At 70.3% G+C, this 26,372-nt stretch carries 23 protein-coding genes; 12 read left to right on the forward strand and 11 right to left on the reverse strand.

The window, feature by feature from the left end; translation table 11 throughout:
* Positions 1-4 precede the first annotated feature (4 nt).
* Positions 5-910, reverse strand: a complete 906-nt coding sequence (locus Q0Q47_RS05905) for a methyltransferase domain-containing protein (protein WP_293855821.1) — start codon at positions 908-910, stop codon at positions 5-7.
* Positions 911-1,042: 132 nt separating this feature from the next.
* On the opposite strand from Q0Q47_RS05905, the gene Q0Q47_RS05910 reads away from it, so the two are divergent.
* The 3 genes from Q0Q47_RS05910 to Q0Q47_RS05920 all read left to right on the forward strand — a co-directional run bounded on the left by Q0Q47_RS05910 (position 1,043) and on the right by Q0Q47_RS05920 (position 2,672).
* Positions 1,043-1,819: a ComF family protein gene (locus tag Q0Q47_RS05910; RefSeq protein WP_293855824.1), complete on the forward strand. Its 777-nt coding sequence runs from the start codon at positions 1,043-1,045 to the stop codon at positions 1,817-1,819.
* Between the two features lie 95 nt (positions 1,820-1,914).
* The gene (gene grxC, locus Q0Q47_RS05915) at positions 1,915-2,169 is read left to right on the forward strand and encodes a glutaredoxin 3 (protein WP_293855827.1); all 255 of its coding nucleotides are present in this window, start codon (positions 1,915-1,917) and stop codon (positions 2,167-2,169) included.
* 20 nt (positions 2,170-2,189) lie between these two features.
* On the forward strand, positions 2,190-2,672 hold the full coding sequence (locus Q0Q47_RS05920; protein ID WP_293855830.1) for a DUF1178 family protein: 483 nt from the start codon (positions 2,190-2,192) through the stop codon (positions 2,670-2,672).
* Positions 2,673-2,708: 36 nt separating this feature from the next.
* Here the strand turns inward: Q0Q47_RS05920 and ubiG are convergent, their stop codons facing one another.
* Positions 2,709-3,473 (reverse strand): bifunctional 2-polyprenyl-6-hydroxyphenol methylase/3-demethylubiquinol 3-O-methyltransferase UbiG, encoded by a 765-nt coding sequence (gene ubiG, locus Q0Q47_RS05925; RefSeq protein WP_293855833.1) that lies wholly within the window; start codon positions 3,471-3,473, stop codon positions 2,709-2,711.
* A gap of 152 nt (positions 3,474-3,625) precedes the next feature.
* On the opposite strand from ubiG, the gene Q0Q47_RS05930 reads away from it, so the two are divergent.
* From Q0Q47_RS05930 to Q0Q47_RS05970, 9 genes are all read left to right on the forward strand, one after another.
* Entirely contained in the window at positions 3,626-4,861 is a 1,236-nt protein-coding gene (locus Q0Q47_RS05930; RefSeq protein ID WP_293855836.1) for an aspartate kinase, read from the forward strand.
* 139 nt (positions 4,862-5,000) lie between these two features.
* Positions 5,001-7,268 carry a phosphoenolpyruvate--protein phosphotransferase gene (gene ptsP / locus Q0Q47_RS05935; RefSeq protein WP_293855839.1) on the forward strand — a complete coding sequence of 756 codons (2,268 nt, stop codon included), beginning with the start codon at positions 5,001-5,003 and terminating at the stop codon, positions 7,266-7,268.
* A 43-nt stretch (positions 7,269-7,311) separates the two neighbouring features.
* A complete protein-coding gene (prfA, locus tag Q0Q47_RS05940) occupies positions 7,312-8,394 on the forward strand; it encodes a peptide chain release factor 1 (protein WP_293855842.1) in 1,083 nt (360 codons plus the stop codon).
* On the forward strand, positions 8,391-9,293 hold the full coding sequence (prmC, locus tag Q0Q47_RS05945) for a peptide chain release factor N(5)-glutamine methyltransferase (protein ID WP_293855845.1): 903 nt from the start codon (positions 8,391-8,393) through the stop codon (positions 9,291-9,293). The genes prfA and prmC overlap by 4 nt, the downstream gene beginning before the upstream one ends.
* Before the next feature lie 455 nt (positions 9,294-9,748).
* Positions 9,749-10,831, forward strand: a complete 1,083-nt coding sequence (locus tag Q0Q47_RS05950) for a DUF4167 domain-containing protein (RefSeq protein ID WP_293855848.1) — start codon at positions 9,749-9,751, stop codon at positions 10,829-10,831.
* A gap of 222 nt (positions 10,832-11,053) precedes the next feature.
* Positions 11,054-14,461: an acyl-[ACP]--phospholipid O-acyltransferase gene (locus Q0Q47_RS05955; RefSeq protein WP_293855851.1), complete on the forward strand. Its 3,408-nt coding sequence runs from the start codon at positions 11,054-11,056 to the stop codon at positions 14,459-14,461.
* 10 nt (positions 14,462-14,471) lie between these two features.
* Positions 14,472-15,050 (forward strand): TetR/AcrR family transcriptional regulator, encoded by a 579-nt coding sequence (locus tag Q0Q47_RS05960; protein ID WP_293855854.1) that lies wholly within the window; start codon positions 14,472-14,474, stop codon positions 15,048-15,050.
* Positions 15,051-15,054: 4 nt separating this feature from the next.
* Positions 15,055-16,005: a transglycosylase SLT domain-containing protein gene (locus Q0Q47_RS05965; RefSeq protein WP_293855857.1), complete on the forward strand. Its 951-nt coding sequence runs from the start codon at positions 15,055-15,057 to the stop codon at positions 16,003-16,005.
* 43 nt (positions 16,006-16,048) lie between these two features.
* The gene (locus tag Q0Q47_RS05970; RefSeq protein ID WP_293855860.1) at positions 16,049-16,960 is read left to right on the forward strand and encodes a MurR/RpiR family transcriptional regulator; all 912 of its coding nucleotides are present in this window, start codon (positions 16,049-16,051) and stop codon (positions 16,958-16,960) included.
* Between the two features lie 15 nt (positions 16,961-16,975).
* Here Q0Q47_RS05970 and Q0Q47_RS05975 read toward each other — a convergent pair whose 3' ends face one another.
* The 9 genes from Q0Q47_RS05975 to Q0Q47_RS06015 all read right to left on the reverse strand — a co-directional run bounded on the left by Q0Q47_RS05975 (position 16,976) and on the right by Q0Q47_RS06015 (position 26,371).
* Positions 16,976-17,878 (reverse strand): ABC transporter substrate-binding protein, encoded by a 903-nt coding sequence (locus Q0Q47_RS05975; RefSeq protein WP_293855863.1) that lies wholly within the window; start codon positions 17,876-17,878, stop codon positions 16,976-16,978.
* Positions 17,879-17,896: 18 nt separating this feature from the next.
* Positions 17,897-19,042, reverse strand: coding sequence for an ABC transporter ATP-binding protein (locus tag Q0Q47_RS05980; protein WP_293855866.1), 1,146 nt, complete (start codon positions 19,040-19,042; stop codon positions 17,897-17,899).
* Positions 19,043-19,044: 2 nt separating this feature from the next.
* Positions 19,045-19,878 carry a carbohydrate ABC transporter permease gene (locus tag Q0Q47_RS05985; RefSeq protein ID WP_293855869.1) on the reverse strand — a complete coding sequence of 278 codons (834 nt, stop codon included), beginning with the start codon at positions 19,876-19,878 and terminating at the stop codon, positions 19,045-19,047.
* On the reverse strand, positions 19,875-20,786 hold the full coding sequence (locus Q0Q47_RS05990; RefSeq protein ID WP_293855872.1) for a carbohydrate ABC transporter permease: 912 nt from the start codon (positions 20,784-20,786) through the stop codon (positions 19,875-19,877). Before Q0Q47_RS05990 ends, Q0Q47_RS05985 begins: the two co-directional genes overlap by 4 nt.
* Before the next feature lie 12 nt (positions 20,787-20,798).
* Positions 20,799-22,055: an ABC transporter substrate-binding protein gene (locus Q0Q47_RS05995; RefSeq protein WP_293855875.1), complete on the reverse strand. Its 1,257-nt coding sequence runs from the start codon at positions 22,053-22,055 to the stop codon at positions 20,799-20,801.
* 54 nt (positions 22,056-22,109) lie between these two features.
* Positions 22,110-23,540: a Xaa-Pro peptidase family protein gene (locus Q0Q47_RS06000; RefSeq protein WP_293855878.1), complete on the reverse strand. Its 1,431-nt coding sequence runs from the start codon at positions 23,538-23,540 to the stop codon at positions 22,110-22,112.
* 346 nt (positions 23,541-23,886) lie between these two features.
* A complete protein-coding gene (locus Q0Q47_RS06005) occupies positions 23,887-24,624 on the reverse strand; it encodes an ABC transporter ATP-binding protein (RefSeq protein ID WP_293855881.1) in 738 nt (245 codons plus the stop codon).
* Positions 24,621-25,469 carry an ABC transporter ATP-binding protein gene (locus Q0Q47_RS06010; protein WP_293855884.1) on the reverse strand — a complete coding sequence of 283 codons (849 nt, stop codon included), beginning with the start codon at positions 25,467-25,469 and terminating at the stop codon, positions 24,621-24,623. The genes Q0Q47_RS06005 and Q0Q47_RS06010 overlap by 4 nt, the downstream gene beginning before the upstream one ends.
* Before the next feature lie 5 nt (positions 25,470-25,474).
* Positions 25,475-26,371 carry an ABC transporter permease gene (locus tag Q0Q47_RS06015; RefSeq protein ID WP_293855887.1) on the reverse strand — a complete coding sequence of 299 codons (897 nt, stop codon included), beginning with the start codon at positions 26,369-26,371 and terminating at the stop codon, positions 25,475-25,477.
* Position 26,372 lies beyond the last annotated feature (1 nt).

Here is a 26,372-nt window from a genome sequence, read left to right on the forward strand (position 1 = left end):
GGTTTCAGGGTTTCTCGCCGGTGGGGCGCTCGGGAACGCCGAGCGCGTCCGCCAGGCGGGCCTTGGCGGAGCCGGGCCTCAGGGGCTTCTGCTGGCTTTCGTGCGGCGACCACCCGGAGAGCCAGACGAGCTCCACCGTCGCCCGGACGCGGCCGTCCGGATCGGCGAAGCGTTCGGCGTAGATGGCGAAGGCCCGCATGAGGGTCTCGCGGCGCAACGGCGTGCGCCGGCGCTCGACCAGGACATTCGTGGCGCCGGTGGCGCGCAGGTCCCGCATCAGCGCCAGCGGGTCCGCGTAGCGCACGGTCAGCGTGTCGGAATCCGTGACCGGCAGCGCAAATCCCGCCCGCTGCAGGAGAGCGCCCATGTCCCGGACGTCGGCGAAGGGCGCCACCCGCGGGCTCACGCCGCCTTCCACCTCGGCTTCCGCCGCCGCCAGCGACTGGCGCAGTTCGGTGAGGCTCGCCCCGCCGAGCAGGCAGCCGAGGAACAGGCCGTCGGGCCGGAGTGCCCGGCGCAGCTGCACTAGCGCCCCGGGGAGATCGTTGACGCCCTGGAGGGAGAGCAGCGACACCACGAGGTCGAGCACGCCGTCGGCCAGCGGCAACCGTTCCTCGTCGCCCACCACCGCCGAAAACCCGCCGGTCCCGGCGGCCGCCGTCGTGGGAGCCAGGCGGATCACGCGGTCCACCTGGCCGCTCGCAACCAGGGCCGCCGCGGCCTGCGGTCCCGGCGTGCCCGCGTCCAGGGCCAGCGGGAAGCGGCGCAGAACGGCCGTCAGGCGGTCCGCCATGTCCTCCGCGACGCGGGCGAGCAGGAAATCGCTGCCGGGCGAGGCCGGCGCCGCAAGCGCCCTGTCGAGGCGGCGGCGCGCGAGCGAGCGATCGAAGAGGGTGGGTGCACCGCCCATTTCGGAGCCTTTCCGGGTTCTGCGGCCGGGCCGCGCGTCGCTTATGGAGCGCCCGGGGTCGGGCGTCAAAGGTGGCAGATGCTCGCCAAACGCGTGAGGACCCGGTGCGATCCGATGCTCTAGGCTGGCGCTATGAGGACATGGTTCTTCAGCACCCCGCCCGCCTTCACCCTTCCGCTCGCCGCCCGGCAGGCGGGCCGCGGCATCGTCGACTGGTTCTACCCCCCGTCCTGCATGGCCTGTGGCTCGGCGGTGGCAGACCCGCACGCCCTGTGTCCCGCGTGCTGGCGGACCTTGCCCCTGATCGAGAGGCCGTTGTGCGAACGGCTCGGGACCCCCTTCGCCGTGGATCTGGGCGGACCGACGGTGTCGCCGGCCGCGATCGCCGATCCGCCCGTTTTCGGCCGCGCCCGGGCCGTGGCGCGCTACGAGGGCCCGGGCCGGGAGCTCGTACATCGCCTGAAATACGGCGATCGCCTGGACCTCGCCGGTCCGATGGGCCGCTGGATGGCCAGGGCCGGGGCGGACCTGCTGGGGGAGGACGTCCTGATCGTACCCGTTCCGCTGCACCGGTGGAGGCTGTGGCGTCGGCGGCACAACCAGGCCGCGCTGCTGGCCCGCGCGGTCGCGGACTGCAGCGGGCGCCCCTGGGACCCCATGGTGCTGCGCCGCGTCAGGCGCACGAGGCCGCAGGTGGGTCTCTCCCGACCGGAGCGGGCGGAGAACCTGCAGGGCGCGCTGCGCGTGGACCCGGGGCGGGCTGCGGTGGTGGCCGGGCGCCCCATCGTCCTCGTGGACGACGTGCTCACCACGGGATCGACCGCCGAGGCCGCAACCCGAGCCCTGCTGCGGGCCGGGGCCGCGTCGGTCGACGTTCTGACCTTTGCGCGCGTCTGTCTCGCGCCCTGATCGCAGCACGGCCCGGTGGCAGGCGCCGTGGACACGCCATATATACGGTTGCTTGTCATTCTGCGGGCCAGCGCCCGCGATCCGGAGACCGCGTCATGCCGTCCGTCACCATCTATACCAAGTCCTGGTGCCCCTACTGCCAGGCGGCCAAGGAGCTCCTGACCAAGAAGGGCGTCGCCTTCGAGGAGATCGACGTGGCCGACCGGGAGAAGCAGGCCGCCATGGCCAAGCGCGCCAACGGCCGCTCGACCGTGCCGCAGATCTTCATCGGCGACGCCCATGTGGGGGGCTGCGACGACCTTCACGCCCTCGACGCCGCCGGCAAGCTCGACCCGATGCTGGCGGCCTGACCCTCGGCCAGCGCACATCCATGATCCGTTACGCCCTCGCTTGCTCCAAGGGTCACGCCTTCGAGAGCTGGTTCCGCGACAGTGCCTCGTATGACGAGCAGGTCGCGCGGGGGCTCGTGTCGTGCCCGCACTGCGGCGCGACCAAGGTCGAGAAGCAGATCATGGCTCCCGCGGTGGCGCGGACGGATCGGGAGATCGCTCCCGCCCCGGCCGAGGCGCCCCCGCCCGCCCCCGTCGAGGCGCCGGCCGTGCCGGCCCCCTTCGCCCTCATGGGCGAACGCGAGCAGGCGTTCCGGGCGCTCCTGCGGGCCGTGAAGGAGCACGTGAAGAGCACCGCCGAGCATGTCGGACCGCGCTTTGCCGACGAAGCGCGCAAGATGCACGAGGGGCTGACCGAGTTCCGGGCGATCTATGGCGAAGCCACGCCCGAGGAGGCCACCGCCCTGGCCGAGGAGGGGATCGACGCCGTCGCGATCCCTTGGCTGCCCGACGACCAGCACTAAGTCGGTTGGGGCCGGGACGCGGAGAGGGCGCGGCGGTCACTCCGACGGCTTGTCGGCGTAGACCATGTAGTTGACCGACAGGTCCCGCGACATCCGCCACTCGCCGGACAGGGGATTGAACACGACCCCGTGTTCCTCCACGACGCCCATGCCGCCGGCGGCGATCGCGCCCGACAGTTCCGACGGAGTCACGAACTTCTCCCACTGGTGGGTGCCCTTGGGCAGCCACCCCAGCACGTATTCGGCGCCGACGATGGCCAGGGCGAAGGCCTTCATGGTCCGGTTCAGCGTCGCCATGAACAGAAGGCCGCCCGGCTTCACGGCCCGGCAGCAGGTCGCGACGAAGAGATCGACGTCGGCGACGTGCTCGACCACCTCCATGGCCAGCACGACGTCGAACCTCTCGCCCGCCGCCACGACGTCCTCGACCGTGGTGCGGCGATAGTCGATCGGCAGGCCGCTCTTGGCGGCGTGCAGGCGGGCCACCTCGACATTGGTGGGCGCAGGGTCGATGCCCGTGACGGTGGCGCCGAGCCGGGCGAGCGGTTCGCACAGCAGCCCGCCGCCGCAGCCGACGTCGAGAACCGAAAGGCCGTCGAGAGGGCGTCCGCCTTCGGCGTCGCGGCCATGGTGCTCGGCCACGCGGTCGCGGATGAAGCCGACGCGGACCGGGTTGAAGCGGTGCAGCGTCTTCATCGCCCCATGCGGGTCCCACCAGGTGCGGGCGATGCGCTCGAACCGGGCGACCTCGGACGGGTCCACCGTCTTGCCGCTCGCCGCCGTTGCGTCATCGACCGCCATCGCCGTTCTCCGCCCAATTCCCGAGCCGTCCGGCTCCCGCTGCCGTTGACAGGCCACGGCGCCGCCGTCATGAGTGTGCGCCCTTTTCCGACGGCGGGGTGCGCGATGCAAGCGCGTCACCGTCACACCAACGAAAGAGATCCGAGACCGCGATGGCTCGTCTCGTCATGAAATTCGGCGGCACGTCCGTCGCCAACATCGAGCGCATCCGCAACGTGGCCCGCCACGTCGAGCGGGAGGTGAAGGCCGGCCATGAGGTCGCCGTCGTGGTTTCGGCCATGTCCGGCAAGACCAACGAGCTCGTCGCCTGGGTGCGCGAGGCCGCCAACCTCTACGATCCGGTCGAGTACGACGCCGTCGTCGCCTCCGGCGAGCAGGTCACGTCGGGCCTGCTGGCCATCGTGCTGCAGTCCATGGGTCTTCCGGCCCGGTCCTGGCAGGGGTGGCAGATCCCGCTGCTGACCAACGACGCGCACGGCTCCGCCCGCATCACGGGCATGCGGCCGGAAGGCGTTCTCGCCGGGTTCGGTCGCGGCGAGGTGGCGGTGATCGCCGGCTTCCAGGGCATTCACGAGCCCTCCGGCCGGCTGACGACGCTCGGACGCGGCGGGTCGGACACCAGCGCCGTGGCCATCGCGGCCGGGCTCTCGGCCGACCGCTGCGACATCTATACCGACGTGGACGGCGTCTACACGACCGATCCGCGCATCGTGACCAAGGCGCGCCGGCTCGACCGGGTGGCCTTCGAGGAAATGCTCGAAATGGCGTCGCTCGGGGCCAAGGTGCTCCAGGTGCGGTCCGTCGAACTCGCCATGGTCCACAAGGTGCGGACCTATGTGCGCTCGTCGTTCGACGACCCCGCCAACCCGCAGGCGGGCACGCTCATTTGCGACGAGGAGGAGATCGTGGAACAGCAGATCGTCACCGGCATCGCCTATTCCAAGGACGAGGCCCAGATCACGCTCCGCCGGGTCGCCGACAAGCCGGGCGTGGCCGCGGCGATCTTCGGCCCGCTGGCGGATGCCAACATCAACGTCGACATGATCATCCAGGTCGTGTCCGACGACACCACCACGACCGACATCACCTTCACGGTGCCGACCGCGGATTTCGACCGGGCCAAGGTGCTGCTCGAGAGCGCCCACGACATGATCGGCTACCAGTCGCTCCAGGGGGCGACCGACGTCGTCAAGGTCTCGGCCATCGGCATCGGCATGCGCAGCCACGCCGGCGTGGCGGCCAAGGCCTTCCGGGCGCTGGCCGACAAGGGGATCAACATCCGCGCGATTACCACCTCCGAGATCAAGTTCTCGGTGCTGATCGACGCCGCCTACACGGAACTGGCCGTGCGCACGCTGCATTCGCTCTACGGACTCGACAAGGCCTGACCGACGGCCCGCGAGCCGCCGGTCCGGACTTTGCATTCCCGCGGCCGGGTGGGGTAAAGCGTGGAGGGGCAGCGGCTCGTCCGCCCGGCCCCGATGATTCGAGCCGTCCCCCGGGACGTGCAGAGGTAGGGAAAGGCTCATGCGAGGCGCTCTTGGCGGTCCGCGCCTGCTGCTGCGCCGTCTCCGCGAGGTCATGGCGGAGCCGGTCAGTGCACAGGCGCGCCTCGACAAGATCGTCGTCCTCATCGCCAGCAACATGGTGGCGGAGGTCTGTTCCTTCTATGTGCTGCGGTCGGACCAGACGCTGGAGCTGTTCGCCACGGAAGGCCTGAACCGCGACGCCGTCCACATGACGACGATGCGTGCGGGAGAAGGCCTGGTCGGCCTGATCGCGCAGCAGGCGCAGCCGCTCAACCTGCCCAACGCCCAGTCCCACCCGTCCTTCTCCTACAAGCCGGAGACGGGCGAAGAGATCTACCAGTCGTTCCTGGGCGTGCCTGTCCTGCGCGCCGGCAACACGCTGGGCGTGCTCGTCGTCCAGAACCGGGCGCATCGCCTCTACTCCGAGGAAGAGGTCGAAGCCCTGCAGACCACCGCCATGGTGCTGGCGGAAATGGTCGCCTCGGGCGAGCTGCAGACACTCGTCCGGCCCGGCGCCGACATCGCGCTGCGGCGTCCGGTCACCCTGAACGGCCAGCCGCTCGCCGACGGTGTGGGCCTGGGCTACGTGGTCCTGCACGAGCCGCGCGTCATCATCGGCAACCTCATCGCCGACGACCCGCAGCGCGAGGGCGAGCGGCTCGATCGTGCGATTCAGGACCTGCGGACCTCGATCGACGACCTGATCGACCGCGGCGACGTCGCCCATGGTGGCGAGCACAGGGAGGTCCTGGAGACCTTCCGCATGTTCGCCAACGATCCCGGCTGGCTGCGCCGCCTGCGGGAGGCGATCGGGACCGGTCTCACGGCCGAGGCGGCCGTCGAGCGGGTGCAGTCCGACAACCGCGCCAAGATGATGCGGCAGACGGACCCGTATCTGCGCGAGCGCCTCCACGATCTCGACGAGCTCGCCAACCGTCTTCTGCACCGCCTCGTCGGCCGCGACATGGTGGGGGCCCAGACGGCGCTGCCGGACAACGCGATCCTGGTGGCCCGCGCCATGGGCCCTGCCGCCCTGCTCGACTACGACCGCTCGCGCCTGCGCGGCCTCGTCCTGGAGGAGGGCGGCCCCACCAGCCACGTCGCGATCGTGGCGCGGGCGCTCGGCATCCCGGCCGTCGGCAACGTCGAGAACGTCACCGGATTTGCCGAAAGCGGCGACGCCATCATCGTGGACGGCGGCGTCGGACAGGTGCTGCTGCGGCCCCAGCCCGACGTGGAGGCCGCGTTCAGCGAGAAGGCCCGGCTGCGCGCGCGCCGCCAGGAGCAGTACCGCAAGCTTCGCGAGCGTCCCTCCGTCACGCTCGACGGCGTGGCCGTGTCGCTGAACCTCAACGCGGGCCTGCTGGTCGACCTGCCGCACGTCGAGGAGACCGGGGCGGCCGGGATCGGCCTGTTCCGGACCGAGCTGCAGTTCATGATCGCGGAGCGCCTGCCCTCGATTCCGGAGCAGCTGTCGCTCTACCAGACGGTGCTCGAGAACGTCGGCGACCGGCCCGTCACCTTCCGCACGCTCGACATCGGCGGCGACAAGGTGCTGCCCTACATGCGCCAGGCCGAGGAAGAGAACCCGGCGCTCGGCTGGCGCGCCATCCGCATCGGCCTCGACCGGCCGGGTCTCCTGCGGGCGCAGCTCAGGGCCCTGCTCAAGGCCGCGGGCGGGCGCGACATCAAGATCATGTTCCCGATGGTGGCCACCGTCGACGAGTTCAAGCGGGCGCGCGCCATCGTGGCGCGCGAGCAGGCCCATCTCGCCCGGCACGGCTATGAGCCCCCGCGCGATCTCAAGCTGGGCGTGATGGTCGAGGTGCCCTCGCTGCTCTTCGAGATCGACGAGATCTGCGCGGAGGCCGACTTCCTCTCGGTCGGCTCGAACGACCTGACCCAGTTCCTGTTCGCCGTCGACCGCGAGAACCCGATGGTCGCCGAGCGCTTCGACGCCCTGTCGCCGCCGCTCCTGCGCGCTCTGCGCCAGATCGCCGAGGCGGGGGCGCGCGCCGGGATCCCCGTGACGCTGTGCGGCGAGCTCGCCGGCAAGCCCATCGAGGCCATGACGCTGCTGGCCATCGGCTATCGCTCGCTGTCGATGTCGCCGGCCTCCATCGGTCCGGTCAAGGCCATGCTGCTGTCGCTGCACCTCGGCCGGCTGCAGGAACGCCTCCTGCCGCTGATCGAATCGCGCGACGGCTCCAACACCCTCCGGCACCACGTCGTCGCCTTCGCGGAGGAGCACGGGGTCCCGGTCTAGCCGACCTCCCGGTCGAAGCCCGTGTTCCCGTGAGAGGCCTGCGATGTCCCTGCCCACCCAGAAGCTCGACGCCATCCTCGATCGCCATGCGGTGATCACGGCGCGTCTCGCGTCCGGCCCGGATTCGGAGACGATCGTCGCCCTGTCGCGCGAGCTGGCCGAGCTCGACCCCGTCGTCGCCGAGGTGAAGGCCTACAAGGCGGCCGAAGCCGAGCTCGCCGACCTCGACGCCATGCTGGCCGACCCCGCCATGGACGCCGAGATGCGCGATCTCGCCTATGCGGAGCGCCCGGAGGTCGAGGCCCGGCGCGAGACGCTCATGCAGCAGGTGCGCCTGCAGCTCCTGCCGAAGGACGCCGCGGACGCGCGCAGCGTGATCCTTGAGGTGCGGGCGGGCACGGGTGGCGACGAGGCCTCGCTGTTCGCCGGCGACCTGTTCCGCATGTACCAGCGCTACGCCGAGGCGCGGCGCTGGCGGGTCGAGGTGCTTTCGGCGAGCGAGGGCACCGTCGGCGGGTACAAGGAGATCGTGGCCGAGCTGCAAGGGCAGGGCGCCTATGCCCGCCTCAAGTTCGAAAGCGGCGTGCATCGCGTGCAGCGCGTCCCGGAGACCGAGGGCGGCGGCCGGATCCACACCTCGGCGGCGACGGTGGCCGTCCTGCCCATCGCCGAGGAGGTCGACGTCACGATCGATGACAAGGACCTGGTGATCGAGACGATGCGGGCCGGCGGGGCCGGCGGCCAGCACGTCAACAAGACCGAGAGCGCGATCCGCATCACGCACGTCCCCACCGGCATCGTGGTGATGATGCAGGAGGAGCGCTCCCAGCACCGCAACCGCGCCAAGGCCATGGACGTTCTCCGGAGCCGGATCTTCGATCTCGAGCGCCAGCGCCTCGACCAGGCGCGGGCGCAGGACCGGCGCTCGCAGGTGGGATCGGGAGACCGGTCGGAGCGCATCCGCACCTACAATTTCCCGCAGGGCCGGGTGACCGACCACCGCATCAACCTGACGCTCTACAAGCTGCCCCAGGTGATCGACGGGACGGCGCTGGACGAGGTCATCGACGCGCTGACGACCGAGCATCAGGCGGCCCTGCTGGCCGCCGAGGAGGAGCGGGCATGACCGGACCGGCACTCGAGATCACGGCGCAGACGACGCGCCTCGCCGCGCTCAAGCATCTGGGCGAGGTGTTCCGGGCCGCCGGAATCGAGACGGCGCAGCGCGATGCCCGCCTGCTCATGCTGGATGCCGCGCGCCTCGTCCATGCCGACCTCATCCGCGCGCCCCGCGAAGCGCTGGGCGAGGACGCTGCCGGCCGCCTGGTCGGTCACGTCACCCGCCGCCTGGAGCGGGAGCCCGTCGCCCGCATCCTGGGAGAGTGGGAGTTCTGGAGCCTGCCCTTCACCCTGTCGCCCGCGACCCTGGTGCCCCGGCCGGACAGCGAAACGGTGGTGGCGGCTGCGCTTCTCGCGTTGAAGGAGCGGCGCCACCACAGCGACGGGCTGCGGATCCTCGACCTGGGCGTCGGCAGCGGCAATCTGCTCGTGGCACTGCTGAAGGAACTGCCGGGTGCCACCGGCATTGGTGTGGACATCTCCGAGGAGGCGGTGGCGACGGCCCGGTTCAACGCGGCTCGCAACGGGGTCGGGGAGCGCGCGGAATTCCGCGTGTCGGACTGGGCTGCGGCTCTCGACGGCGCCTTCGACCTCATCGTGTCGAACCCTCCCTACATCGCCGACCGGGTGATCGCGGGCCTGGAGCCGGAAGTGCGCGTGCATGACCCGGTCGTCGCGCTGTCGGGCGGAACGGACGGACTGGAAGCCTATCGGGCGATCGCGGCCGCCCTGGACGGCCTCCTGGCCCGCGATGGAATCGTGGCGCTCGAGATCGGCTCGGATCAGTCCGAGACGGTCCGGTCGATCCTGGAAGGTGCGGGATTTGCGGTGGAAGGGCCCTTTGCCGATTTCGGGTCCCGGCCGCGGGCGCTCGTCGCCCGCCGCGCGGCGGACGTGAAACCATGATCGGGGAAATCGCTCCAGGGCCTCAGAAAAACACTTGGTTTGGCCGCGCGAAGCGACTAGTGTCCGCGCCATGACATCGTCGGGTGCCCGGCGCGCGAGCGCGCGGGCCTGCTCCGTAGAGAGCCTCGAAAGCCGCCCATGGACGGCGACGGGATCTCCGGAGCGAGGAGCCAGGCCTTTCGAGGCCAGGCCTTAAAGCGGCGAAGAATTCCGGTCAGATGCCCGACGCCGATCGTAGGACGACGGCGGTCGACGAAGACCGGTCATGGCTCGCGCAGCGGTCGCGAAGGCGGAAATGACGGGCTCGCCCGCTCTGACCGGATTCCGGTGCTGTCGTGGAAGGGCCCGAGGGGGGCCCCGGGCGGTCACGCCTTCGAACAGCGTGGCGCCGGACTGGAACAGTCGTCTCTTGTGAAGGACGTTCGATGAGACCCAATCATCAGAACAATAAGCGGATGCGCGGTCGCAACAGGGGTGGCAAGGGTCCGAACCCGCTGTCCAGGACCTACGAATCGAACGGCCCGGACGTCAAGATCCGCGGCACTGCCCAGCACATCGCCGAGAAATACCTCCAGCTGGCGCGCGATGCGCAGACGTCGGGCGATCCGGTCAGCGGCGAGAGCTACCTCCAGCACGCCGAGCATTATCTGCGGATCATCGCCGCGGCGCAGGAGCAGTTCCGGCAGCAGAACCCGAACTACCGCTTCGACACGCCCGGCCAGGACGAGGGCGACGAGGACGGCGACGAGATGCCGAGCTTCGCCAATGGCGGCCCGCAGCCGGACGCCCGCTTCCCTGTGGACCAGGACAGCGACTACCAGCCGCGCCAGCAGCAGCCGCGGCAGGATTACCAGCCCCGGCAGGACTACCAGCAGCAACCCCGCGAGCCGCGTGAGCCGCGCGAGTGGCAGCCCCGCGAGCAGCGCGAAGGCCGCGGCGACTGGCAGCCCCGTGATGGGCAGCAGCCGCGTGAACCTCGCGAGCCGCGCGAGTGGCAGCCCCGCGAACAGCGTGAAAACCGGGGCGAATGGCAGCCGCGCGAGCCCCGCGAACAGCGGGAGCCGCGGGAGCCCCGTGGCGACTGGCAGCCGCGCGATGGACAGCAGCGCCGCGAGGACCGCTTCCAGCGCCGCGGACCGCGCCAGGACTTCCGCCAGGATCCGGCCGCGGAGGCACAGCCCGGCTTCCCCGAGGCGCGCGGCGGCGAACAGCCCCGGCAGGAGCAGCCGCGCCAGGAGCAGCCGCGCGGCGACCAGCCCCGCGCCGAGCGCGCCCCGCGCGGAGAACGCCAGCCGCGCTTCGAGCGCGCGCCGGCGGCCGAGGAACCCGCAGCCGGGCTTCCGGCCTTCATCACCGCGCCGGTCCGCACGCCGGTCGCCGAGGAGCCCGTCGAGGCCGCCCCGCCGGCTCCGGCCGCTGCCGAAGGTGACGAGGCGGGCCGTTTCCCGCTGCGCCAGCGCCGCCGCCGGACGACGCGCGCCCGCGCCGAGGAAGGCAGCGAGGCTCCCGCCACCGGCGACGTGCCGGTCGGCGAATAAGCGTCTCTTCTGACCCAACCGACGGCCGGGGCCCCAGGGCGCCCCGGCCGTCGTCACGCTCCGGCCGTTCCCGCGGCCCCTCCGGCGCCCCTCGGCCCGCGCACCCTGTGCGATCTCTCACATGTCGGTAACCTTGGCCGTCACCTCCAGTTGAGACCCGGCGCCTCTCTATGTTAGTGAATGATCGCTCACATTGGTGAGTTCGATCCTGGAGAGACCCCCATGTTCGGCAGCCTGCTGTCGTCCCGCCGGTTCGCACCGCTGTTCTGGTGCCAGTTCTTCTCCGCCTTCAACGACAATTTCCTGAAGAACGCGCTGGTAGCGCTCGTCGTGTACGGGCTCGCCCGCGAGGATGCGGCCGGTATCGTGCAGATCGCCGGTGCCGCCCTGATCGCGCCGTTCTTCCTTCTGTCCGGGCTCGGCGGCGAACTCGCCGACCGATACGACAAGGGCCTCGTGGCCCGCCGGCTGAAGTTCGCCGAGATCGCCGCCGCCGGCGTGGGCGCCGCGGGCTTCGTCCTGCACTCCGTGCCGCTGCTGATCACGGCCATCGGCCTGTTCGGCGTGGTCTCGGCGCTGTTCGGGCCGATCAAGTACGGCATCCTGCCCGATCACCTGAAGACCGAGGAACTGCCGGCCGGCAACGCGCTGGTGGAAGCCGCCACCTTCATGGCGATCCTGGTCGGCACGACGGCCGGCACCAAGGCCGCCACCGGCACCGAGAGCCCGTGGTGGGTCGCGGCTCTCCTGATGGTCTTCGCGCTGGCCAGCTGGGCCGGCGCCGCCTTCATCCCGCGCACCGGCGAGAAGGCACCCGACCTGCGGGTCAACCCGAACATCTTCGCCTCGACGGGCGACCTGCTGCGCGACCTGTGGGCCGACACGCGGCTGTGGCGCGGCATGATCGTCGTGAGCTGGTTCTGGCTCGTCGGCGCCGTCGTCCTGGCGCTGCTCGCCACGCTGGTGAAGGGGCGCCTCGGCGGCAACGAGGATCTCTACATCGCCTTCATGACCCTCTTCGCGGTCTCCATCGCGCTGGGCTCTGGCCTCGCGGTGTGGATGACGCACGGACGGCTCATCCTGCTGCCGACGGCCATCGGCGCGCTGCTCATGGGCCTCTTCGGCCTCGACCTCGGCATCGCGACGCTCGGCGCCACGCCTGGCCCGACGCCGATCGGTCCTCTCGACTTCTTCGCCTCGGCCCATGGCCTGCGCGTCGCCATCGACCTCGTCGGGCTCGCCACCTTCGCGGGGCTCTTCATCGTGCCCGTCTTCGCGGCCGTCCAGTCCTGGGCGGGCGAGGACCGGCGCGCCCGCGTCATCGCCGCCGGCAACGTGCTGCAGGCGGGCTTCGTGGTGGTGGGCGCGGTGGCCGCCGGCGGGCTGCAGACGCTGGGCTTCACCGAGCCGCAGCTGCTCATCGGCCTGGCGGTGCTGAACCTCGTGGCCGCCCCCGTGTGCCTGAAGCTTCTGCCGATCAACCCCCTGCGCGACGCGATCTCGATCCTCTACCGGGCCGTGTTCCGCATGGAGGTCACCGGCATGGAGAACTTCGCCAAGGCCGGTCCCAACGCCATCATCGCGCTGAACCACGTCAGCTTCCTGGATGCGGGCCTCGCCCTGTCGCTCACCGACAAGGAGCCCGTGTTCGCCATCGACCACGGCATCGCTCAGCGCTGGTGGGTGAAGCCGTTCCTCAAGCTCACCCGCGCCATGCCGCTCGACCCGACGCGGCCGATGGCGACGCGCACGCTGATCAACGCCGTGAAATCCGGCGAGACGCTGATCATCTTCCCGGAGGGCCGCCTCACGGTCACCGGCAGCCTGATGAAGGTCTATGACGGCGCGGGTCTCATCGCCGACAAGTCGGATGCGATGGTCGTGCCCGTGCGCATCGACGGGCTCGAGGCGACCCCGTTCAGCCGGTTGTCGCCGGAACAGGTTCGCCGGCGCTGGTTCCCGAAGGTGCGGGTGACCGTCCTGGAACCGGTGAAGCTCGCCGTCGATCCGCAGCTCAAGGGCAAGAACCGGCGGCACGCGGCCGGCGCCGCGCTCTACCAGATCATGTCGGACCTGGTCTTCCGCACCACGCGGACCGATCGCACCGTGTTCGACGCGGTCGTCGAGGCCGCCGAGATCCACGGTCCGGGCCGCACCGCGGTGGAGGACCCCGTCACCGGGGAGCTCAGCTACCGCAAGATGCTGGCCGGCGCCCGCGTGCTGGGGCGCCGCCTCGCCCAGCTCGCCGGTCCGGGCGAGGCGGTGGGCGTGATGCTGCCCAACGCCAACGCGGCCGCCGTGACCCTCCTCGGGTTGATGTCGGCGGGACGCGTGCCGGCGATGATCAACTTCACCGCCGGCGAGGCCAACATCCTGGCGGCCTGCAAGGCCGCGGGGATCAAGGCCATCGCGACCTCCCGCGCCTTCGTCGAGAAGGGCCGCATGGACGCGCTCGTGGCCGCGCTCGGCCAGCAGGTCTCGATCGTCTACCTGGAGGACCTGCGGACCAAGATCGGCACCGTCGAGCGCCTGTCGGGCCTCCTGCAGTGGAAGAAGCCGCTCGCCAGGCGCAAGCCCGACGACCGCGCCGCGATCCTGTTCACGTCGGGCTCCGAAGGCACGCCGAAGGGCGTCGTGCTCTCCCATTCCAACATGCTCGCCAATGCCGCGCAGGCGGCGGCGCGCATCGACTTCGGACGCACGGACAAAGTGTTCAACGTGCTGCCCGTGTTCCATTCGTTCGGGCTCACCGTCGGCCTCGTCCTGCCGCTGGTGTCGGGCGTGCGGGTCTATCTCTACCCCTCGCCGCTGCACTACCGGATCGTCCCGGAGCTCGTGTACGGCGTGAACGCGACGATCCTGTTCGGCACGGACACGTTCCTGGCCGGCTATGCCCGCTCGGCCCATCCCTACGACTTCCGCTCGCTGCGCTACGTGCTCGCCGGCGCGGAACCGGTGAAGGAGGCGACGCGGCGGGTCTACATGGAGAAGTTCGGGCTGCGCATCCTGGAGGGCTACGGCATCACCGAGACCTCGCCGGCGCTCGCGCTCAACACGCCCATGTTCAACCGCTTCGGCACGGTGGGGCGCATCCTGCCCGGCATGGAGATGCGCCTCGAGCCGCTGCCCGGCGTCGAGGAGGGCGGGCGTCTGCACGTGCGGGGTCCCAACGTGATGATGGGCTATCTGCGCGCCGAGAATCCGGGCGTGCTGGAGCCCCCGCCGGAGGGCTGGCACGACACGGGCGACATCGTTTTCATCGATGCCGAGGGGTTCATCACCATCCGCGGCCGCGCCAAGCGTTTCGCCAAGATCGGCGGCGAGATGATCTCGCTGGCGGCCGTGGAGGCGCTGGCTTCGGACCTGTGGCCGGGCGTGCTCTCGGCCGTGGGGACCAGGCCCGACCCGCGCAAGGGCGAGCGCCTGGTGCTGCTCACCGAGAAGGCGGGCGCCAGCCGCGGCGAGTTCCTGGCGTTCGCCAAGTCGCGCGGGGCCTCGGAGATGATGGTCCCGGCGGAGATCGTCTCGGTCGACAAGGTGCCGCTCCTGGGGTCCGGCAAGATCGACTTCGCCGGCGTGAACCGGGTCGTGCGCGAGCGGGCCGAGCCCGCCGCGCCGGCCGAGGCGTGAGGATCGGGCCATGCGCGACGGTGCGCGCACGCGCGACAGGATCCTGCACGAGGCGCTGGCGCTCTTCGCCGAGCGCGGCATCGACGGAACGAGCGTGCGCGACATCGCCCAGGCGGTCGGTGTCGCGGAAGCCGCGCTCTACCGGCACTTCCGCTCCAAGGACGAGATCGCGCGCGACCTCTTCCTGGTGAACTACGCGGCGCTGGCCGCCGATGTCCTGGCGATCGGGGCGCAGGACGAGCGCTTCGCGATCCGGCTCGAGAAGCTCGTGGGGCTCTTCGCCCGCCTGTTCGACGAGAACCCGGCGCTGTTCGCCTTCCTGCTCATCAACCAGCACCGGCACCTGGCGGAGGTGGACGCGGCGCCGGGGCGCAACCCGGTGGCGGCCGTGGCCCTCGTCCTGCGCGAAGCCATCGAACGGCGGGACATTCCACCGCAGGATCCCGACCTCGCCGCGGCCATGGCGCTGGGCCTCGTGGTGCAGCCCGCGGTGTTCCACCTCTACGGCCGGCTCACCGGCCCGCTGTCGGCGCGCGTCCCCGCCATCACGGCCGCGACCGGGGCCGTGCTCGGGACGGGCCGGAGCTGACCCGGTGGGCGTTGCGAGGCTCGCACAGCGCCTGGCCCTGGCCGTGCTCCTTTGCGCGAGCGCGCCCGCCCGGGCGGCGTTCGAAGGGCTGGTAACCGCCGGGCCGGCGCCGGTCCAGGCGAGCGACGCCGCGGCGGATGCGATCTGCCTGCTCGTGGAGGCCGCGGCCGTGGGCAACGGCCTGCCGATCACCTTCTTCTCGCGGCTGATCGGGCAGGAGAGCAGCTTCCGTCCGCAGGCCCAGGGGCCGATGACGCGCTTCGGCGTGCGGGCCCAGGGCATCGCGCAGTTCATGCCGGGCACCGCGGCGGAGCGCGGCCTGACCGACCCCTTCGATCCGGTGCAGGCTCTGCCCCGCGCGGCCGAGTTCCTGCGCGACCTGAAGGCGGCCTTCGGCAACTGGGGCCTCGCCGCCGCGGCCTACAACGCCGGCCCGCGGCGGATCGAAGGCGTCATCGGCGGCGACGCCTTCCTGCCCGCGGAAACGGCGGCCTATGTGTTCGAGATCACCGGCCACACGGTCCAGGACTGGATCGCCGCGCGCAAGGCGGGCACCGACCTGCCGATGCCCAACGACAGCAGTTGCGCGCAGGTGCGCGCCAGCCTGCGGGCGCCCGGCGCTTCACCCTTCCTGACCGCGCTCGAGCGCCGCGTGGAGGCGGGCCTCGCCAAGCCCTGGGGCGTCCAGCTCAGCGCCGGCTTCTCGCGGGCCAGGGCGCTTGCCGCCTACGGCCGGGCCGAGCGCCAGTTCTCCGGCATCCTCGCCGGCCGCGACCCCATGATCCTGCGCACGGTCCTGCGCAGCCGCGGCACGCGCGGCTTCTACCAGGTCCGGGCCGGCACCAGTTCGCGCGCCGAGGCCGAGGCGCTGTGCAACAGCTTGCGCAAGGCCGGCGGCGCCTGCCTGGTGCTGGCGTCCTCCCGCAAGCCGGCGGGGCGGGCGAAGCGGGGGTGAGCGGACTGGACGGCATCCGGCCTCCCGGTGTTATCTCGACGCCATGACCGAGGCCGCCTCCGATCGACGCCGAAAGAAGACGCCGCGGCAGCGGTCTCTGGAAGCCCGCATCTACGCCGTCTATGCCGACCTGCCCCCGTCGGAGAAACGCCTGGCCGACGTGTTGCTGCTGCATCAGCGCGACCTGCCGAGCTACACCGCGGGTGAGCTGGCCAGCAAGGCGAACGTCTCCAAGGCCACCGCCGCCCGGCTGATCCGTTCCCTCGGCTACTCCACCTACCCGGAGGCCAAGCGGCAGATTCGCATGGACCAGCACTGGGGATCGGCGCTGGCCGAACTGCCGGGGCTGGCGGCGGTCCCGGCCGACGAGATCACGCTCGCACGAACCGTCCAGGTCGATCTCGAGAACATTCGCGCCACGGCCGAAACCATTCCGGAGGAGACCTTGTCCCGGCTGGTGGACGCGCTGGTCGCGGCGCCGCGCGTGTGGATCATCGGCCTGCGCAGCGGCTACGGGCTCGCCTACCACGCCCACCACTATTTCACGCTGATCAAGCCGCACGTCCGCGTCCTGCCGTCGGGCGGCGCGACCTATGCCCACGAGATCGCCTCCATCGGGCCGGGCGACGTTCTTCTGGCGATCGCCTTCCGTCGGCGCCCGCGCCTGTTGCCCACGATCCTGACCGAAGCGGGGGCGGCAGGGGCCGTCACGGCGCTCATCACCGACGTCAGCGCGGCGGCCAGCGCTCGGGCCAGCCAGCTGGTCCTGCGGTGCCGCTGCCAGTCGCCCTCCCCCTTCAACTCCTTCGTGGCCGCGGTGACGCTGATCAACCACCTCGCCTGGGCCACCGCCGCCAAGCTCGGCCAGGACAGCGTGCAGCGCTTCGCCCGGATCGATCGTCTCGTGGGCCTTCTCGACGACGTGTCGACGCCGATGTCCGATCCCAAGCGCTGACCGGACGGCGAAGGATCAGGCCGGAAAGGCGGACACCGGCCTCGTGTCGATCAGGTCGTCATAGGAAATCGGTGCGGCCACGAGGTGACCGGCCGCTATGCCGCCCTGCCAGCGATCATAGGCGCGGCGATCGACGCGGGGTGTCGTCCACATGCCGCAGCGCCGGTACTCGTTCGTGAGCCGCACCAGAAGGGCTTCAGGCAGCTTGGGGAAGGTCTTGGCGAGGAAGCCCGCATAGTCCCCGGCATCGTGAGCCAGCACGAACGCCATGCCGCGCCCGAGCGCTCTTGCGAAACGCGTCTGCACGTCCAGGCGGGCGTCGTCGCCTTCGCCGCTCGCGTAGTACACGCTCCACGGCACGTCGCCGCCCGTGATCGCCAGGGGCGCCACGACATGGCCGTGACCGGACGCCTCGAAAAGCGCCGCATTGGGATAGTCGATGGCGAGGAAGTCGCCCATGCCGCCCTTGAAGAGGGCGGCGAGCATCGCTCCGTCGAGATCCTGGATGAAGCCGACCTCGCCCGGATCGATTCCGTTCTCGCGCAGCAGGAGCTTGATGAACAGCCCGACGCTCGCGCCGTTGCTTCCCTTCATGGCGATGACCTTGCCGCGGGTCTGCGCCCAGGTGAAGTGCTCGCGGGGCATCCGGCCGACCAGCGCCAGGGGCGCGCGGGCCGCGACCTGCGCGAAGGGAACGTAGCGGGTGCCGCGCCCGAAGAACATCGATGGCACCCATACGCCACCCAGCACCGCCTCGGCCTCGCCGTCGCCGAGTTCCTTCAGCACGTTGTCCCAGGGAGAGGGGACGGTCGCGGAGACGTCCAGGCCCTCCTCCGCGAAATAGCCCTGCCACCGGGCGACGTATTCCGGCAGGTAGTTGAGGCTGTGGCCGGTGGCCGAGATGCGGAAGCGCTGCATGGCGACGGGTCCTGAGGATCAGGGTTTCAGGCGAAGGCCGGTCACGGCGTCGAACCAGACGACGTCGCCCGCGGCGAACGACAAGGAGCACGGCGACCCGAGGGCCGGCCGCTCGTTGCCCGGCCGGCGCACGAAGACGAGATCATGGTCGATCAGATGATCTCGGGTGCCGCCGGCCTGCAGCCGGCAGCCGACGACGATCTCGGCCCCGAGGCTCTCGACGACGACGACCTCGGCGGGAAGGGGGCCCTCTCCCGGCGGACGGAGCTCGAGCTTTTCGGGGCGGATGCCGAAGACGAGGCGACCGGCGCGCGGGGCAGCCTCGCCATGGGCGAAGGACAGGCTCGGGGAGATCCTGAGCTGCGCACCTTCGCCGTCCACGGTCAGAAGGTTCATGGAGGGAGAGCCGACGAACCGCGCGACGAAGGTGTTCGCCGGCGCGTGGTAGATCTCGTCCGGCGTGCCGATCTGCTGCACCTCTCCCTTGTCGAGGACGATGATGCGGGTCGCCATGGTCATGGCTTCGACCTGGTCGTGCGTCACGTACACGAAGGTCTTTCCCACCTTGTGGTGCAGCGAGGAGATCTCGGCCCGCATCTGCATGCGCAGGCGCGCGTCGAGGTTGGAGAGCGGCTCGTCCAGCAGATAGATGGAGGGGTCGCGGATCAGGGCCCTGGCCAGCGCGACGCGCTGGCGCTGGCCACCGGACAGGCCCGCCGGGCGCCGATCGATCAGCGGGTCGAGTTCGAGCTGCCGGGCGATGGCGTCCGTCCGGGCCGCGATGGCCGGGTCCTTCATCCTGCGACGACGCATCCAGCCGTTCACCAGAGGCAGGTGGTGCCAGGGCCTGAACGCATCCATGACCAGTGGGAAGGCGATGTTGCCCCGCACCGTCATGTGCGGGTAGAGCGCGTAGCTCTGGAAGACGAAGGCCACGTCGCGCTCGCGCGGCGACCAGTCGTTGGCGCGCTTGCCGTCGAAGCGGATCTCGCCGGCCGTGATTTCGGTGAGCCCGGCGATCATGCGCAGCAAGGTGGACTTGCCACAGCCGGACGGGCCGAGGAGCACCAGGAACTCGCCGTCCTCGACGGTGGCACTGAGCGAGCGGATGACCTGGGTGTCGCCGAAGGTCTTCGCGACGGTATCGAGGACGAGTTCGGGCATGGTCAGCCTTTCACCGCGCCGGAGGTGAGCCCCGACACGATCCGGCGTTGGATGACGAGGAAGAAGGTGATCGCCGGCAGGCTGAACAGGAGCGCGGTGCCCATGACGGCCGACAACGGCGTTTCGTACTGACCGATGAACGACGCGAGCCCCACGCTGGCGGGCCAGAGCGTCCGGTTCATCAGGAAGGTCGAGGCGAAGAGGTATTCGTTCCAGCCGGCGAAGAAGGCGATCACGGCGGCGGCGGCCAGGCTCGGGGCAATGAGCGGCAGCACGATCATGGTGAGCACGCCGATGCGCGGGCAATTGTCGATCAGCGCGGACTCCTCGATCTCGTAGGGGATCGCGTCGATGGCGCCCTTCACGATGAAGGTCGCCACCGGGAGCGAGAAGGCCGCGTTGGCCAGCACGAGACCCAGGAGATTGTTGAGAAGGCCGAGCGCCACGAACATGGCGTAGAGCGGCACGAGGATCAGTGCCTCCGGCACCACCTGCGTCATGAAGAGCAGAAAGCCCACCACGCCACGGCCGTGGAAGCGGAATCGGCTGAGCGCGTAACCCGCGAGGGAGCCGAGCAGAAGACTGACGACGGTCGTCCCCGTCGCGACGAAGAGCGTGTTCAGCATCCAGCGCCCGACGGGAAGCCCCTCGAGTTCGGCGACCAGGGCGCCGAAATACTGCGGCTGTGGCCAGGGCACCTGTCCGCTCGCGTAGAGCTGCCCGGGGTCGGAGAAGGCGGTCGTCGCCATCCAGTAGATCGGGAAGCCGGCGACGGCCACCAGCACGAGCACGAGGATGGCCCGCAGAAAGCCGAGGATCAGGGACAGCGCGCTCATCGTTCCGCCACCCAGCGCATGCGGCGCCGATCGACCAGGTTGTGAATGCCCGCGACGAGAAGCGCGAGAAGGAGGCCCACGGCGCCGTAGGCGCTGGCTATTCCGAGTTCGTGGGCCTCGAAGGCGGTCTGGCGGATCTTCACCACGAGGGTCGAGGTGCTGCCCAGCGGACCGCCTCCCGTCAGGAGATAGATGATGTCGAAGCGGCGGATCGACCACACGGCGACCAGCAGCGCCGCGAGCTGAACGGACGGCAGGATGTGGGGCCAGGTCACGTTGCGGAAGACGTTCAGCGGGTCGGCCCCGTCCACCCGGGCCGCCTCGCGGACCTCCTCGGGCACGGACTGCAGGGCCGCCAGCGTGACGAGCATGACGAAGGGCGCCACCTGCCACACCGTCACGATCAGGATCGAGGGCAGGGACCAGTCGATGCTCGTCAGCCAGCGCAGGCGCGAGAAGCCCATGCCCAGCAGCATCTTGTTGAAAACGCCGGAGCGCTCGTTGAACATCCACAGCCAGATCAGGGCTGCCGCGACGTTCGGCACGGCCCAGCCGAACAGCAGGATCCCCCGCACGACGGCGCGCCCGCGGAAGGGGCGGTTGATGGCCAGCGCCGAGACGACGCCCAGCGTGACGCCCAGCAGCACCGCCAGGCTCGCATAGACGACCGTGATGCGCAGCGAGGCATAGAAGGCCGGCGTCTCGAGCAGCCGCGCGTAGTTGGCGAGGCCGACGAAGACGCCGTCGTTCGGGCGGGCGAGCGTGGTGTTGGTCAGGCTCATCCACATCTGGCGCGCCAGCGGCCAGAACATGAAGACGCCGAGGTAGATCACCGGTGGGACGATGAAGAGATAGCCCGCGGCGCGTGCGCCGAGGGCCGAGGTTCGCATGGTGGTCTTGGCGGCCATGGGCGGGTCCGATCAGAAGCGGGCCAGGGCCTGCTTCTGGGCCTCGTCGAGGGCCGCCTTGGGATCGGCGCCCGCGACGATGACCTTTTCCACCGCCTCCATGACCAGACGCATGATGGGCGTCGTCTTTGACTCATAGCCGGGGATCAGGGTGCTGCGCGAGTTCACGGCCAGCGCGGCGAACGTGTCGGCCCAGGGGTTGGTCGCGCGGAACGCCTCGGTGACGGGCACGTCGGTGGCCAGGGCATCGGGTCCCGAGGCATCGCGCAGGGCCCTCTGACCGTCCGCCGTGACGAGCCACGCGAGGAAGGCGATCGCTTCCGCCTGGTTCTTCGAGTGCTTGCTGACGCCCAGGAAGATCTGCTGGTGGGCGCCCGGCGCCTTGAACGGCAGCGGCGCGGAATAGAGATCGGTCGAGGCGAGCGGGCCGCCCGATGCGATGTTCAGCGTGCCGCCGCTGTTGTCGATGCTGAACCCGATCTGCTTCTGCTTGAAGCGCGTGCGCTGGGTCGGCATGTCGTCGCCCACGGGGATGATCCCGGAGTCGAAGGTCTTCTTGAAGGCCGCGGTGGCGGCGACCGCCTCCGGCGTGTTGAGCGTCAGCTTGCCTGCCCCGTCGACCCAGTTGACGCCGTAGCCGTAGGCCCAGCTCTGGAAGTCCATGAACCAGCCGCTGAGATCAGCGATCTGGTGACGGGAGCTGAAGCCGATCGCGCCGGTCTTGTCCTGGATGGCCTTCGAGGAGGCGATCAGGCCGTCGACGTCCTTGGGCACGGCGGCGCCGGCGGCATCGAGCAGCTTCTTGTTGTAGATGAGCGCGTAGACCGCGCGCTGCCATGCGATCCCGAGGCGCTTGCCCTTCACCACACCCTTCTCGTTGGTGTGGTTCAGCGCCGCTCCTTCGGCGGCCTTGCCGATGTCGACCAGGAAGCCGGCCTCCGCGAGGGAGTAGAACAGCCCCTCCTGCATCATCACGATGTCGGGTCCCTGCCCGGCGCCGAGCGCGGTCGTGATCTTGTCGTTGAAGTCGGCCGACGGAATGGCTTCCTGCTGCAGCGTCACGTGGGGCGCGACCTGCTGGTACTTGGTCACGGCGGCCCAGAGATTCTTGCCGCGCAACGCGTCGAGCCACTGCGAGTTGGCCACGACGAGCGTGACGGGCGGCTTGGCCTGGGCGTGTGCGGGACGGCTGGGCAGGGCCACGAAGCCGGCCACGCCGAGCGCCGAGGCCAGCAACAGGGAAAGCATGCGTCTGCGGGAAGTCGTCATGGTCATGTCCCCTCGGATATGGAAGCAGGATGAAGGTGTGTTGCCCGGCCCGGCTCAGGCTTTCACGCGCCAGGGCTCGAGCGGAGAATGGCAGCTGAGGTTTTCCGCCCCGTCCTCGGTGACGAGGTAGCAATCGCCGACATTGCAGCCGGCCACCAGCGGGTCCAGCCACTGCGCGTGCAGGACGAAGATCATGCCCGGCTCGAGCCGATCATGGTTGTTGGACTGGATGTTGTAGTGGCTGAACTTCGGCATCGAGACTTCGTGGCCGACATTGGGATTGTGCGGCCCGTGAACGGCCGGATAGACGTGCATCAGGCGCCGGCCCTGGCGTTCCCAATCCTCGTCGGGGACGTACTCGCGCGGTATCAGCCGGGGAGACCCGTCCTCGTTGGCGTTCCAGTTGTAGGACATGGTGCGACTGTCGGCCGAGGTGAGATAGCCGCGCGCGATGTAGGGGTCGAACGAGGCGTTGGCGACGTCGGACACGAGGGCGCCGGGGCGCACATTCGCCGCCGCGGCGCGGACGCCCTCGACGCACATCTGCAGGACGTCTTCCTGTTTGGCCGTGATGGTGCCGACCGCGATCATGCGGGCGATCTGGGCATTGTAGCCGCGGTAGGTCGTGTTCGAGATGTAGAGGTTGATCAGGTCGCCGTCGCGGACGACGTGCCCGTAGGGCTTGCCGCAGGCGGTGCCCCACTGGTTGATGCCGATCTGGTAGCCGTCGCCGGTCTCACCGCCACGGCACATCTGCGCGTAGGTGAAGGCGGCGTAGATCTCGTGGTCGGTCACGCCTGGCCGCGTGACGTGGCAAGCCGCCTGGATGCCGATGTCGGCCAACTGCGCCGCGGCGCGAACCAGCGCCTGCTCACCCTTGCTGCGGATGCGCTGCATGCGGTCGACGATCGCCTGCGCGGGCACGAAGGAACTGCGGGGCAACTCCCGCGCCAGTCCGGCCCAATAGGGCGCCGAGGTCGCGTCGCCGATGGTGCCGATCTGAACGGACGAGAATCCCCGGTCCTTCAGGTGGGCCGACACCGCGGCGACGACCCTGTCGACCGTCTTGCCGGGCCGGTTGTAGCTTTCGCGTCCCCAGGTGCCGACCTGCCAGATGTCGTCCACGAGCACCGGTTCGCCGGCGGGCGGCAGGAGAACGGAGCTGCTGAAGATCGAGAACAGGGCGAGGGGCTGATCCTCGTCCGTCGGGATGACGAGCACGCCTTCGCGCGCCCAGTCGCAGATGTAGCGGAGATAGGAGTTCGAGACCTTGTACCAGCCGATTCCGTCGGCGTGGGCGAGGATGACGTCGTGCCCTGCCACCGTGGCCTCGCGACGGATACGGCGCAGCCGGTCGGCGAACTCGGCCTCCGGGAGGGGATCGACCGGCTGGAAGGTGAAGTCGGGCTCGAATCCGTCCAGCAGGTTCTCCATGCGGGGACTGGAGGCGGCCGACCGGTCGGAGGGCAGAACGAGCTTTTGCATGAGGACCATCCAGCATCGGGACCGCCACGATCCTACGCTTGAAACTTTTTTTGCAAAGGGCGGGAACCGCTGAAAAGCGCGGCACGCTGCCGGTTCGCGCGCCAGATGAAAAGATTTCGCGGCGAACAGCGCGTTCGGCACCGCTCAGCTTTTGAGTCTGCAGGTCATCCCGTTGAGGCGATGATGATTTTCGTCATGGGGCGCATCCGGCCTGAAAAAAATTTTCCGAAAACGGCGATAAATGGCTCAGGCCGGTTGCCGGGCCGTGCCCGGGCGGCGATCAGGATCGGCTCGACGATGTCGGTCTCGGGCGCCTCGTGATGCAAATCTGGCCAGCCTGCCCGGCTCAGCCATAGGCCTCGCTCGCGGCCAGCAGCTCGGCGGTGTAGGGGTGCGTCACGCGCCGCGCGCGCAGGGCCTCGACCTCCAGCTCCTCGACGATGTGCCCGCGCTGCATGACGGCCAGGCGGCTGCACATGTGCGAGACGACCGCGAGGTCGTGGCTGACCAGCAGGTAGGTGAGCCCGCGCTCCCGGCGCAGGGCCGTGAGCAGGTTCAGGATCTCGGCCTGCACGGAGACGTCGAGCGCCGAGGTGGGCTCGTCGAGGAGCAGGACCTGCGGCTCCACGATGAGGGCGCGGGCGATGGCGACGCGCTGGCGCTGGCCGCCGGAGAGCTCGTGCGGGAAGCGCCACTGGAATGCCGGATCGAGGCCCACGGCCACCAGCGCGTCGGCGACGCGCCCCGGCGAGCGGTCGAGCCCCAGGTTGCGCAGCGGCTCGGCGAGCTGGGCGGCGATGGTCTGGCGCGGATGCAGGGAGCCGTAGGGATCCTGGAAGACCATCTGCACCCGGGAGAAGAACGGCTTGTCGCGGCGCTCGGGGACGGGCTTCCCGTCGATGAGGACGCGGCCCCCATGGCCGGGGATCAGCCCTGCGATGGCCCGCAGGACCGTCGACTTGCCGCATCCCGATTCGCCGACGAGGCCGAAGGTGCTGCCCGGCGCGATGGCGAAGCTCACGCCCCCGACCGCTGGCGCGCCCCGGCGGTCGAAGCGCACGACGAGGTCCTCGACGGCGATCATGCCGGTTCCCGCCAGGCCGGGTCGCGGACGAGGGTGGGCAGCGGGTCGCGCGGCTCGTGGATGTGCGGCATGGAGGCGAGCAGTCCCCGCGTGTAGGGGTGCGTGGCGTTCCCAAGGTCGCGGGCGGCCAGCGCCTCGACGACCCGCCCCGCATACATGATCAGCACGCGGTCACAGAACTTGCGCACCAGGTTCAGGTCGTGGCTGATGAAGATCAGCCCGAGGCCGCGGCTCGCCACGAGTTCGTCGAGCAGCGCCAGCACTTCCAGGCGCACCGTCACGTCGAGCGCCGAGGTCGGCTCGTCGGCGATCAGCACGTCCGGCCCTCCGGCCAGCACGCTGGCGATCATCACCCGCTGGCCCATGCCGCCGGACACCTGGTGGGGATAGAGGGACGCGACGCGCTCGGGATCGCGGATCTTCACCTGCTCCAGGATCGAGAGGGTCGCCTCCCGGGCCGCACGCTTGCCGGCGTACTCGGGCCGATGCAGCCGGAACACCTCGGCGATCTGCTCGCCGACGGTGACGACCGGGTTTAGCGAGTATTTCGGGTCCTGCATGATGAGCCCGATCCGCCCGCCGCGAATGTCGCGCATGGTCCGGTCGCTGGCGGTCAGGACGTCGGTGCCACACACCGCGAGGCGCTCGGCCCGCACCGCGGCCGAGCGCGGCAGCAGCCGCATCAGCGCGCGGCCGACGGTCGACTTGCCCGAGCCGGACTCGCCCACGATGCCGAGCTTCTCCCGGCCGAGGTCGAAGCCGACGCCGCGCACCGCGTCGACGATGCCGGCCTTGGTGCGGAAGCCGACACGCAGCTCGCGCACGGCGACGAGGGGCTGCGCCATGGCGTTCACCGGTCGCCCCGCGGGTCGAGCACGTCGCGCAGCGCGTCGCCGGCGAGGTTGAAGGCGAGCGTGATCGCGGCGATGGCGAGGCCCGGCGCGGCGACCACCCAGGGGCTGTCGATCATGAACTGGCGGCCCGAGGAGACCATCGCGCCCCACTCGGACAGGGGCGGCTGCGCGCCGAGGCCGAGGAAGCCCAGGCCCGCCGCCGTGAGGATCACGCCGGCCATGTTCAGCGTCACGCGCACGATCACCGAGGGGATGCACAGCGGCAGGATGTGACGCAGCACGATGCGGGACGGCGTCGCGCCCTGGAGTCGCACGGCGGCGATGAAGTCCGCCTTGCGCAGGCTCAGCGTCTCGGCGCGTGCGAGGCGCGCGATGGGCGGCCAGGCGGTGAGCGCGATGGCGATGGTGGCGTTGGTGAGCCCGGGGCCCAGCGCCGCGGCGAAGCCCAGCGCGAGCACGAGGCCCGGAAAGGCCAGGAAGATGTCGGTGATGCGCATCAGCACCTCGTCGACCAGCCCGCCGGCATAGCCGGCGGTGGTGCCGATCACGAGGCCCACCGGGGCCACGATGATGGTGACGAGGAGCACGATCTCGACGGTGGTGCGGGCCCCGAACACGACGCGGGAGAACACGTCGCGGCCCAGGTGATCGGTGCCGAACCAGTACAGGGCGGAGGGCGGCAGCAGACGCTGCTGGAGGTCCTGGACGTTGGGGTCGAAGGGCGCGATCCAGGGCGCGAAGAGCGCCACGACCAGGAGCAGGACGACCAGCGCCAGGCCCACCATGCCCATCACGTGCTGCCGATAGGCATGCCAGCCGTCCGCCAGCTGCCGCAGCAGGGCGGCGCGCGCGCCGGACGGCGGTCTCTGCAGGACGGGTGCGGAAGCCGACATC

This window comes from uncultured Alsobacter sp., from assembly GCF_945952055.1.
In the GTDB taxonomy this organism is placed as follows: domain Bacteria; phylum Pseudomonadota; class Alphaproteobacteria; order Rhizobiales; family Beijerinckiaceae; genus Alsobacter.